Raw genomic sequence first — 12,426 nt, 5'->3', positions numbered from 1 at the left:
TTATTTACCTTGTCATTAATAGTATTTTTCTGTTTATCTATGTTTATTGTAGAAATGTTGAAATAATTTGAAATATTTTTACAAACTCTTTCATAAATATTAAAAAAATTTCCAAATATTATAATAATATTAAATCTTTTTTTCTATAATTAGTTTGTGAAAGGAGATTAATATGAAGACTTTATTTAAAAGAAAAGAAAAAAAAGAAGTTCTCAATGATATACCACATCCTAAAAACAATTTTTTTAGTATTTTACTTGTAAAATTACAAGGTTTAGGTAAATCATTGATGTATCCAATTGCTTTACTTCCATTTGCGGCTTTGTTAAATAGATTTGGTTCGCTTGCTATGGAATTAAATGCAGAGTCTGAATATAATGCGGGTTGGTGAATTGGTTTCATAATTGCTAAACCAGGTTCGACTATTTTTGATAATTTACCTTTATTGTTTGCAATAGGTACTGCATTTGGTTTATCAAAAGACCAAAGAGGTGAAGCTGCATTAGTTGGAGCTGCGTTTTATTTAATACTTGTAGCTATGCTTAATGAAGGTGGATTACCAAAATTATTTTATGATCAAACAAAAACATTTGATGTTTGAACAAAAAATGAAGACGGAACATGACAAGAAGCAGGTCAAAAACTATCAAGTTTATTCTATGTTCCGACATATGGTCTCGTTAATGGCAAATTAAGTGTAATTGGAGGGCAATACATCTTAAATATTGGAGTTTTAGGAGGTATTGTAGCAGGTTGTTTATCAGCATGATCATATAATAAATTTAGAGAAATTAAACTACCTCAAGCTCTTTCATTTTTTGGTGGAAGAAGATTTGTTCCTATGATTATAATGGTTGCTTCAGTTCCAGTGGCATTCTTGTTTGCTGCAATATGACCATGATTCCAATTTGGTTTAATATCATTTGGTAAATTAGTTTCATCAGGTGATTCGTGAGCAATACCTGGAGCTTTCTTATATGGATTTATAAATAGAATGGTGCAACCAACTGGCTTACATCACATTATAAATACATTTTTATGATTTCAAATGCCTATTGATGGTTATATAGTTGATTTTTATGGACATGTCCAACTTTGAAATGATATGTTATCTGGAGGTACAACTTTATTAGATAGTGCTGGAAACATTACAGATCAAGGTAAAGAAATTATGCAAGCTATTTCTGATTCAATATTTGGAGGGGTAAATATAACCAATGATAACTTTAAAGAATTCTTTAATGTTAGAGGTGGGGGGTTACCAAATGGCGTATTAATGCAACAAACAGGAAGTTTGGTAACATTTACTATATTTGGAGATATAAATGCCTTTCAAAAATCAATGGTATCAGGTAACTTTCAAACTGGATACTTTCCAATGTTTTGAGGTGGTTTACCAGGTGCAGCAGTAGCAATGATTTATTGTGCTAAAAAAGATAGAAGAAAAGAAACAGCTACTTTCTTAGCTGGTGTAGCATTTGTTGCAGCGTTAACTGGTATTGATGAGCCTCTCGTATTCTCGTTCATATTTGTAGGCCCCGTACTTTGGGTTATAAATGCTTTATTTACATCAATTTTTGCAGCCATTGCAATTGCAATGCATATGCACATTGGATTTGGATTTAGTGGTGGATTTATAGATTATGTTATTTCATTTGCAAATTCATGAGGAATGAGTAAATATGAAGGAATGGCAAATGGTACAACATATGGAGTAATGTCAAATCCATTATGAATGTTTGTATTAGCAGGTCTTGCATTCCCAGCGTACTTCTTCACATTTACAATATTAATCAAAAAAATGAATATAAAAACACCTGGAAGAGATGACAATGAATCAATTGGTCAAACTAATTTAAATAATAAAGAAAAAACTACTAAAAATGATTTAAAAGCTGATAAATATGAAGTATTAGCTGAAGGAATTGCTAAATTAGTAAGACTTGACAATATCTTAAAAATAGAAAATTGTAGTACAAGATTAAGACTAACAGTTAAAGATAACAAAACTGATATTGATGATAATGCAATTAAAAAACTAGGAGTTTATGGAATTAAACGATTAGGAAATCAAGGATTGCAACTAATTATTGGTACAGATGTTGAACACGTTACAAATAAACTACAAAAACTATATGAGATACATATTGCCAATTTAAAAAACAATACTATAACTTAATAGTATAAAAAATACATCTATTATAATAAAATTTTATTGTTATTATTAAAGTAGATGTTTTTTTATACAAAAAATGAAGTTTAGGGGAATTAATTATGGAGATAATATTAATTATTTTAGTATCAATTTTAATGTTATTATTTATAACTTTTTTTATATTATTTTTATTGAAAAAAAATAATGTTAAAATTGAAGGAATTGATAAAAATGATATTGAGTTATTAAAAAAAGAAATCGAACTTAAAAATGAAAAAATATTAAGTGAACAAAAAAGTATTATAAACCAAACCGAAAAGGATTTAACTAATTTGATTAATGCTGTATACTCAGAATCTAATAAAAATTTGAATAATGTTGATAATAAAGTCAGAGATTTTATTTTAAATCAAACAAATGATACAAGAAAAAAACTAGAGGACTCAAAAAAAGATCTTGAAACTTGATTGACAAAGTTAAATGATCATACACTTCCAATTAGTCAAGTAAAAGATAAAGTTGATCGTCTTGATAATTTGCTTAGCCAAAATAATAAAGCTGGTAGAGCAGGAGAATATTTATTAGAAAGAATATTAAGCAATATTGTTGGAAATAGTAAATCTGATAACATTATTTATAAAAAACAATACACTTTACAAAAAAAGAGTTCAGAAAATAAAAATTTAATAGTAGATCTTTTTATTGAAGGAAGTTCTCAAAACTTTGTTAATATTCCTGTTGATGCTAAATTTCCCTTTAACGCATATGAAAAATTAACTTCAACTAAAATTAATTCAAATGAATATAAAGTTGCAAATAGTCAATTTATTTTGGATTGCAAAAAAAGAATCACAGAAACCGCAAAATATGTTAGTGATGAAGATAAAACCGTCTATGCCATTATGTTTATACCTAGTGAATCAATATTTTATTATTTAACAGATAATCATGATTTAATTGATTTTGCATTTAAAAATAAGGTTATAATTGCAGGACCAAGTACATTAATGGCAATCATTAACTCAGTAGATAGATATATGAGTTTATTTGATTCTATTAGTAGTTATGATAAAAAAATAGATATTTTAGATAAAGCTATTAAATATATTGATAACTATGATGAAGTTATATCGAATACTTTTAGTTTAATTGAAAAATTATATGAAGAATACAAAAAAATCAACACTAAAGAAACTTCTTTAAGAAAGATTTATAACAAACTTTTAAAAGAAAATAATATAGAAGTCGAATAATAAATAATTTGATAGATGTAATGTATTTTAATGCTAATAAAGATTCTATAGTCTTTGTATAATTATTTTCAGTCTATAAATAATTTTATTAAAACATGTACTTCTTATTACAAGTTATCTGGATATGTTATAATTAGTATATATTGGAGGTACTATGAAAAAACTAACAAAATTACTTTTATCTATATCATCAATTTCGGGAATTGCATCTTTTGCGGTATCATGTAGTTTAGGTAGCTTGCCAGGTGCAAATAATAACGGATCAAGCTCTAACGGTAATGGAACTAAACCCGAAACTGGTGGAAATGTTGATCCAAATGGTGGTGGAAACGGTGTTGATCCACAAGGAGATTTCAAAAATCTTATTGATGAATTTAAAAAAGATGTGAATAATACTATTAATTCTCATTTAAATGAAAATATATCAAATTTATATGAATTAGATGAGGGTGATGGTAAGTTAAAAAATCAATTTTTAAATTTATCTGTACTTAAAACAAAACAAAAACCATTTGGGGAACAAATTGATTTTACTGATGGTGATAAAATTAACTTAAAAGAAGATGCTGCAAAGTTGATTGTTTTAGATAGTTTAAATACATTGATAAAAAAAGTATTAGATAATGAAAAATATAAAATTCTTAAACCTGACACAGATAGCGATATCATATTAGATATTATCTATAAATCTTGTGCAATAGCATTTACAGAATCTGAACAAATAACTGCTGCAAATGTTGTTTTTGACTACAACATAAGTTTAAATTACAAAGACTTTAGCAATAATATAAGTTTACTAAGTTTTGAGAATAGATTTATATATGGAATCACAAATAGTAAAAAAGTTACTGAAACAGTTAATAATTTATTTAATTCTTTAAGAATCCAAGGTGTATTAGATGATAAAAAACATAATGATATTTTTAAAATTAATCATGAAAAACTTGGATTAATTGCAAAAAAACAAAATTGAATTACAGAAGAAAAGTATAATAGTTTATTAAAAAACTATATAAATGGTGATAGTTTTAAAAAAATTTTTGTAGATGATTTAAATAAAAATTATAAATTAGAAAATAATGTAGAATTCAAGTTTAGTCAAAAAATAGATGAAAAAGAATCTTTTGAATCCTACAATAATTTAACACAAATTAAGGGAGTTGAAGAGTCAATTAATTGAAAAAGCAACAAAAAAATTAATAATGACTATAATACAACAAACGTTGAATTATATGATTTTTTATTTAGAGAAAATAAAATAACATCCGATAGTTCTGCTACAATTGGTGGAGACAAATCATATTTGGTGAATAATAAAGTTTATGAGTATTTAAAAAATACATTTCCAACTATATTCGTTAATAATAATGAAAATGTAGCTAATCTATTGAAAATAAATAAAAACGAAGTAAAGGACAAAGAAAATCTAAAAAATAACGTACGAGTCGGCGAATTAAGTATAAAAAATTTACAATTAAAAATCGGATCTAATTTTGTACAACAATTACCAAACCTAAAAGTTCTTACATCTTTCTCATCAGATGAAAATAATAAATCATATAATTTAGCTTCAGCACAATTTAATCAAGATTTTTTTGATAATAGCGATGTTTTTGCTTCTGTTTATAAAAATACAATATTAGGTATTAGAGCAATGAAAGATGTCTATGGTTTCACTGAAGATAATAGTAACAAAAATTTTGTAGAAAGTAACAAAAATTATAATTGAAAAGGTTTAAGCATGTCTAATTTTAAAGGTATTACAAACAACTGAACAAATGGCAAAAATTTATGAGACTCTTTTAATTATAAAAACCTTCAGACTGAAATTGAAAAAAACCTTTCAAATAATCTTTCTTTAAAAAACTCTAATCAAAGCGACTATCTTAAATATATTTTAAATTCAGGTGAGCAAGAATTTTATAATTGAAGTGTTGATTTTAATGGAATGAAATTTAGATATATTGACTGAGACAATCAAAAAGGTGTATCTGTTTTTGGCGGAAATACTAAAAAATTTTATGGCAATTTAAAAATGAATTTTTTGAACATAAAATATGAAATTGATGAGCAATTTACTTCTCAACCTTCTGGAGCTAGTGTTTTTATAAAGTTGATGCTATTAGGAAAAGATTTTTAAAATAGAATTGTTTTAATAATAAAATTTAAAAAAAATAAAACACCCTAATATAAATTGTCATACATTGTTTATATTAGGGTATTTTTTATTTAAAAAATGTTTATATAATATAATAAATTATTTATTATATTAATTACTCAAATAGATTTTTCTTCTATTTTCTAAAATATATTTTTAAAAGAGTTAATAATATTAATCTAGAATTATTTGATTATTTAAAAAAGTTAAGCCCTATTATTTGAACCAAAAGCAATTATTTTCTTTTTAGCTTCTATTTTTACAAAATCAACTGCATTCCTACCATATTTTCTAGCATCATATCCATTTGGATTATCATTAAACCATTTTTTAATTCCTTCAGCACAAGCGATTTTTAAATCAGTACCAATATTTATTTTTGTTATACCTAAACTAATTGCTTTTTTTAAATCATCAAGTGGAACTTGACTAGAACCGTGTAATACAAGAGGGGTTTTTATTTTTTTATTTAATTCATCAAGTAATTCAAATTGAAGTTTAATTTCTCCTTTGAATAAACCATGACTTGTACCAATAGCAATTGCTAATGCATCTATTTTTGTTTGTTTTTCAAATTCTAAAGCCTCATTTACATTAGTATAACCATTTGATGCTGAGTTTCTATCATCTTCTTTTCCACCAACATGACCAATTTCTGATTCTACATCAACACCTTTATTTCTTGCATAATTTACAACTTCAAGTGTTTCTTTTATATTTTCATCAAAAGGTTTTAATGAAGAATCAAGCATTACACTTGAAAATCCTGCATCAACTGCCTTTTTAATAAGTTCAATATCAAACCCATGATCTCAATGAAGAACTACAGGTACAGTTGCATTTTTTGCAGCAGTTAGTGCAAATGAGAATACATAATCAAGTCCCATATATTTTGCAGCACTTTCTGTAACCATTAATATTACAGGTGATTTTTCTTCTTCTGCCGCTTCAATGATTCCTTTCATCATTTCTAAGTTATCAAAATTAAATGCAGGAACTGCATATTTACCTTTTTTTGCTTTTATCAATTCATCTTTTAAACTTGCTTTCATATTTATCTCCATTATCTAACTATAATTTTAATATAAAATGAAATAAAATGATAAAATATTATCATAAATATAAATAAATTTAACTACGAGAGGGTATAATGGATAAAATTAAAAAAGGTGACAGACATAAAATATATATTTCATTTTTAAATAAGGAATTTTCTACTTCAATTAAGGCTTTTTTAAATTGTGGCAAAGAATATGGTATACCAGAGATAACAGTTAGAAGAGATTTGAAAGAGCTAGAAAAATTTAACTATATAACAATTGAGATGGGACTAATAAAACTTAAAGAAGAAAAAGAATACGAAGCAACTAGAGATGAAAAAATTCTTAAAAATAGAGATCAAAAAAATAGAATTGCATTAAAAGCAGTTGAATTAATAAATAATAATGAAATTTTTGTTGGGGCAGGAACCACATGTGAAGCGTTTGTTAAAGCAATTACAAAAAAAATAAAAATTTTATATACTAATGGTTTTGAAGTTGCAAGAATTGCAAAAAATAACTTAAATATTAATAGGATAGTTTTAATAGGGGGAAAATTAAGACCACAATCAGGTGCAATGTGCGGACCAATTGCAAATATTGTTTTAGAAGAATTGAGGTTTTCTCAATCTTTTATAACAATAACAAATTTAGATAATGAATTTAATATGTTTAATAATAATGAGGATGAAGCTTATTTGACAAATAAAGTAATTGAAAAATCTAATGAATCAATTTGTTTAATTGATAATAGTAAATTAAATAACACAACATATGGTAATAAAATTGCAAAAATAAGTAAAGTTAATAAATTGGTTATTGACTCAAAACCAGATGACGAAACTTATAATAAATTAATTCAACTTGTAGATATAAAATGATAAAAAATGATAAATAATTATCATTTTTTTATTTTTAGGTGTATTATAAATATGGAGGAAGAAAATGGAAAAATTATTAATTTACACAAAAAAAGACATAGATTTAAAATATTTGGATTTTATAAAACAAGGGGTTGTTAATAATAAATTCGCTTTTATATATCAAAATGAAGTTGATTTTTTTTCTGACATGGAATCATTAGCTAAAAAGATACAAAACAAAGAAATTGATAGAATAATAGTTTTAGATGAATTTGGAAGCCTACCATTTATGATATTATCCAAGTTTAAAAAAATTGTAGTAGCACAAATAAGTGATTATCATTCAGCAAAAATGACAATTAAACATAATAATTCTAATGTATTATCACTAGGTTATAAAATCTTAGCAAAAGAAAATCTATTAAATATTATTAATTCTTATTTAAACTCAAAATTTGAGGCTGGAAGACATATGGTTAGAATTAATATGTTAGAAAATTTATTGGAGGAAGAATAATGAAAATAGCAATTGGATGTGATCACATAGTAACTGATATTAAAGATAAAATAGTTGAAATGTTGAAAAACGATAAAATTGAAGTTATTGATTGTGGAACATATGATTTTAAAAGAACTCATTATCCAATATTTGGACATAAAGTTGCAACTTTAGTAACAAAAAAAGAAGTTGATTTTGGGGTTGTTATATGTGGAACTGGTGTTGGTATAAGTAATGGGGCTAATAAAACAAAAGGCGCAAGAGCAATCCTAGCAAAAGATGTAATTACTGCAATTGATGCAAGAGAAAATTATGATGCAAATATTGTTGGTTTTGGAGGAAGAATAATTGGTCTTGGATTAATGTATGAAATTATTGAAACGTTTATAAATACAAAATATTTAAACAAAAATAATGATTTAATCTCAAAAATTAACAGTTTAATCAAAAAAGATAACTTTAGCGAAAATATATTTGATGAAGAAAATAAAAAATGAGATTCAGGGTATTATAACGAGTAAAAATAAACTTTATATAGAAAGGATTTGAACAAATGAAAAATGCTTTAGAAAAAGGGCAGAACAAAAATAATAACAAGCTAAAAAAGTTTGGTCAAGTTATGATTTCGTTTGCTCAAAAAGTATCACAAAATAAATTTGTATCTTCAATAATGGAAGGCTTCATTTTAGTAATGCCAATAATTATTGCATCAACTATATTTATTTTGTTAGCAGAATTAGCTCCATCTTTTGGTTTGAAATATAGTGAAGGTGATGGTTATTTTGCATATCATGCATTTTGTATGAGACTTTACAACTTATCATATGGATTACTTGGTTTTGCATTATGTACAACCATTTCAGCAAGAATGGCAGATAAAATTAATTCAACATTAAAACCTGAAAAGAAAATGAACTTATTTATAATTGGTACAGCATCAATGATAGCATATGTTCTAATATCACTAGGTTATTCAGCTGATGGTTCATTTAAAGAAGTTGTTTATGAAATATTTGGTGTAAAAGGTATTTTTATAGCTATGATTACAGGACTTACTGTACCGTGAATATTTTGATTATGTTATAGATTTAATTTAACAATTAGATTACCAAAACAAGTACCTCAAAATATATCACACTCATTTTTAAATATCTTTCCAATGCTTTTTACAATAATAATATATGGTGTAATTGGATTTTTATTTTCATACTTTTTAAAAGAGTCAATGCTTAATACTATATTTGGTTGACTTACACCTTTAATTGAAGGGGCGAAAAATAATTATTTCTTTGTAGGTTGATCATTTGTATTGGCTTTAACTTGATTTTGCGGAATTCATACATCAGTTTGAAGTGGTGTAACTGATAGTCTTGGAGCTTTAGGTTTGCAAGAAAATATTGATGCAATAAAAAATGGGATGCAAGCAAAAAATATGTGACCCAATCCAATGGCAATGGGGGCATATTCAATGGGTGGTACAGGTGCACAAATTGCAGTTCCACTACTTATAATTTTATTTTGTAAATCTAAACAATTAAAGTCAATAGGACTAGTTGCTTTGGTTCCTGTTATGTTTCAAGTTAATGAACCTATATTATTTGGAGTACCATCAATTTTAAATCCATTAATGGCAGTTCCTTTCTTGATAACTCCATTAATAAATGGAACAATTGGTGTTATTTTTGTTGAACTATTAGGGATGAATTCAAGTTACATTTCAATGCCCTGAAGTATGCCGATATTCCTTGCGATGCCAATAAGTGTTGGATTCCAATGGCAAGCATTTATAGTTCCATTTGTTTGGTTTGGTGTTAGTTTTGGAATGTATTTCCCATTTATAATATTGCAAGATAATGTTTATTATAAAAAAGAAATATCAGTTCAAAATGATGAATTTGTTGATTATCGAAGTGGTGTTAGATGACTGGGTGATTACTTATTCCATAAACAAAAACACAAAGAAATTATAGAAAAAATATTAGCACAAAAAGCAGTTTTAAATGCAAAAGGATCTCAGCCAATATCTAGTGAAAATATTACAAATAAATTTAAAAATCTTAATGATTATTCAAATAAACAAATCGAAATATTAGTTGTATGTATTGGAGCTGGAACTAGCGCAATGTTAGCCGAATCAATTAACAGTACCTTTAAAGATGACAAATTAAAAATTAATGCTAAAGCTTGTTCTTCAGGTAATTATTCAGAATTTATAAATGACACAGATTTAGTCATAATATCACCACAAGCAAGAGCTATAGAAAAAGATTTAATAAATATTTCTAAAACTTCAAATTTAAAGGTATATCAAACCAAAGGTGCAGAGTTTTTAAAAATGATTAATGATAAGGATTTTGCAAAAATACAAGTAATTGAAAAATTAACTAGTGGAGGAGAGAAAAAAAATGATTAAAGTAAAATTGGGAACCGCAACAGCTGCTTTTCAATGTGAGGGTAACTTAAAAACTGATAATAGAGGAAAATGTGTTTGAGATGATGTTTTATTAGATGATAAGTCTATTGCAAAATATAACCCAGAACCTGCAAGTGAGTTTTATACAAAATATGACGAAGACTTTAGGTTGGCAAAAGAGTACGGGATTGAAGTATTAAGAGTATCAATACCTTGAAGTAGAATATTTCCAAAAAACGCAAAAGATGTGAATAAAAAAGCAGTTGATCATTATCATAGGTTTTTTAAAAAAATGTTAGAATACGGTATAACACCAAATGTAACATTACACCATTTTGATTCACCGCAATGATTTGTTGAAAAAGGGGACTTTTTATCAAGAAATAATGTTGATGACTTTTTATATTTTGCAAGATTCTGCTTTGAAGAATTTACTGAAATTTATTATTGATCTACAATTAATGAAATAAACGCTTATTCAGAACAAAAAAATATAAAAGCAGCACTACCTCCATTCTTTAATTTGGAATATGGACACTTTTTTAAACAACAATATAATATGGTAATTGCACATGCAAAAACTGTAATTATGTTTAAAGAAAATAAATATAAAGGAGAAATAGGAGTTCCTGCAAATGTGTGTCCATTTCAACCAATAGATAATAAACCTGAAAGTATTAGTGCTTCTAATAGAGCAAATGCAATTACTAATTGAAGTTTTTTAGAACCAATTACATCAGGAGAATTTTCAAAAGAAACAATAGGTTTAATTAATGATGTATTAAAAAATTATGATTTTATTTTTAAACCTCAAGAAGAAGATTTAAAAATTATAAAAAAAGCAGCTGAAATAATTGACTGAATTGGTATAAATTATTACTTTACAACTTTTGTTGAAAAACCAGATGATAAATTTGAATTTGAAGTTAATACTACTGGTGAAAAAGGTAAATCAAAATTCAGCGTTCCTTGATTATGAAAAGTTGTTAAAAAAGATGGTGTTAAAACAACTAATTGAGATTGAAATATTTATCCAGATGGATTAGCTATTGTTGTTGATTGAGTATCTAATAAATATAATTGTAAAAAACCAATATTTATAACTGAAAATGGATTTGGTGATTTAGAAGATATAAAGAATACACCATTTATTAAAGATATTGATAGAATTAATTATATTCAAGATCATTTTGATGTTATTCAAAAATTAAATGATAAGGGTGAAAATATTCAACATTATTATTTATGAAGTCATATGGATATGTTTAGTTGAACAAATGGGTATAATAAAAGATATGGTTTATTTTATGTAGATTTTGAAAATCAAAAAAGATACGAAAAATTAAGTTCCTATTGATGATTAGAAAAATCAAAACAAAATAGACTTGATGAAAAAATTAATATTGATGAATTATTAAAGAAAATAGGTAAAAATTAGAATTGAGGTATTATTATGTCTGATACAAAAAAACAAGTTACAATGAAAGGTCTTGAATTAGTTGCTTATGCAGGTGAAGCTCGTAGTTATATATTAGAAGCTTTAGATGAAGCAAAAAATAATAACTTTGATAAGGTTGATGATCTTTTAAAAGAAGCAACAGATTTAATAAATCAAGCACATCGTGCACAAGCTGATATGTTATTCGATGAAGCTAAGGGAAATTACAGTGACGTAACAATTACAATGGTTCACGGTCAAGATCATCTAATGACAACAATTTTATTAAAAGATATAGCAGATCACTTAATTGCACTTTGAAAAAAATAATATGAAAATATTTTTATTAATATTTGGCATTTTACTAGTATCTCTTTCAGTTATTGGTTTTATTATTTTTTTAAAAAAAAGTAAAATAAATTTAAAAAAAGTTAATGAAGATAGTTTTGAAGTAATTAAAGATCAAAAAAAAGTTTACTCAAAAATTATATTTAATACCGTGTTTACAATGCTTTTTATTGTTGGTCTATGTTTAATAATTTACTATATTTTTTAACATAAATAAATTTATATAAAGAAAGAATTCAGAAACTTAAGTTAACCATCT

The 12,426-nt window shown here is 25.5% G+C and carries 10 protein-coding genes; 9 read left to right on the top strand and 1 reads right to left on the bottom strand.

The features are described 5' to 3' along the window. Positions 1–172: 172 nt before the first annotated feature. The 3 genes from SLITO_RS03620 (at position 173) to SLITO_RS03610 (ending at position 5,548) form a co-directional block, all read left to right on the top strand. Positions 173–2,179 (top strand): PTS transporter subunit EIIC, encoded by a 2,007-nt coding sequence (locus SLITO_RS03620; RefSeq protein WP_075058415.1) that lies wholly within the window; start codon positions 173–175, stop codon positions 2,177–2,179. A 95-nt stretch (positions 2,180–2,274) separates the two neighbouring features. Further along, on the top strand, positions 2,275–3,408 hold the full coding sequence (gene rmuC, locus SLITO_RS03615; protein ID WP_075058414.1) for a DNA recombination protein RmuC: 1,134 nt from the start codon (positions 2,275–2,277) through the stop codon (positions 3,406–3,408). Positions 3,409–3,562: 154 nt separating this feature from the next. Further along, positions 3,563–5,548, top strand: coding sequence for a hypothetical protein (locus tag SLITO_RS03610; protein WP_075058413.1), 1,986 nt, complete (start codon positions 3,563–3,565; stop codon positions 5,546–5,548). 224 nt (positions 5,549–5,772) lie between these two features. On the opposite strand, the gene SLITO_RS03605 is transcribed toward SLITO_RS03610, so the two are convergent. Then, positions 5,773–6,618, bottom strand: coding sequence for a class II fructose-bisphosphate aldolase (locus tag SLITO_RS03605; protein WP_075058412.1), 846 nt, complete (start codon positions 6,616–6,618; stop codon positions 5,773–5,775). 98 nt (positions 6,619–6,716) lie between these two features. Here SLITO_RS03605 and SLITO_RS03600 point away from each other — a divergent pair, with 98 nt between their 5' ends. From SLITO_RS03600 to SLITO_RS03575, 6 genes are all read left to right on the top strand, one after another. Continuing rightward, positions 6,717–7,490, top strand: coding sequence for a DeoR/GlpR family DNA-binding transcription regulator (locus SLITO_RS03600; RefSeq protein WP_075058411.1), 774 nt, complete (start codon positions 6,717–6,719; stop codon positions 7,488–7,490). A 61-nt stretch (positions 7,491–7,551) separates the two neighbouring features. Then, on the top strand, positions 7,552–7,986 hold the full coding sequence (locus tag SLITO_RS03595) for an RpiB/LacA/LacB family sugar-phosphate isomerase (protein WP_075058410.1): 435 nt from the start codon (positions 7,552–7,554) through the stop codon (positions 7,984–7,986). Beyond that, complete coding sequence (locus SLITO_RS03590) at positions 7,986–8,489, top strand: RpiB/LacA/LacB family sugar-phosphate isomerase (RefSeq protein ID WP_075058409.1); 504 nt, start codon at positions 7,986–7,988, stop codon at positions 8,487–8,489. The genes SLITO_RS03595 and SLITO_RS03590 overlap by 1 nt, the downstream gene beginning before the upstream one ends. A gap of 32 nt (positions 8,490–8,521) precedes the next feature. Beyond that, on the top strand, positions 8,522–10,381 hold the full coding sequence (locus tag SLITO_RS03585; RefSeq protein WP_075058408.1) for a PTS transporter subunit EIIC: 1,860 nt from the start codon (positions 8,522–8,524) through the stop codon (positions 10,379–10,381). Continuing rightward, complete coding sequence (locus SLITO_RS03580; RefSeq protein ID WP_075058407.1) at positions 10,374–11,819, top strand: family 1 glycosylhydrolase; 1,446 nt, start codon at positions 10,374–10,376, stop codon at positions 11,817–11,819. Before SLITO_RS03585 ends, SLITO_RS03580 begins: the two co-directional genes overlap by 8 nt. Before the next feature lie 15 nt (positions 11,820–11,834). Further along, positions 11,835–12,149: a PTS lactose/cellobiose transporter subunit IIA gene (locus tag SLITO_RS03575; protein ID WP_075058406.1), complete on the top strand. Its 315-nt coding sequence runs from the start codon at positions 11,835–11,837 to the stop codon at positions 12,147–12,149. Positions 12,150–12,426 lie beyond the last annotated feature (277 nt).

It is taken from the genome of Spiroplasma litorale (assembly GCF_001267155.1).
GTDB lineage: Bacteria > Bacillota_I > Bacilli_A > Mycoplasmatales > Mycoplasmataceae > Spiroplasma_A > Spiroplasma_A litorale.
The sequence above is the reverse complement of the archived record's forward strand: the minus strand, read 5'-3'. Positions and strand labels throughout refer to the sequence as shown.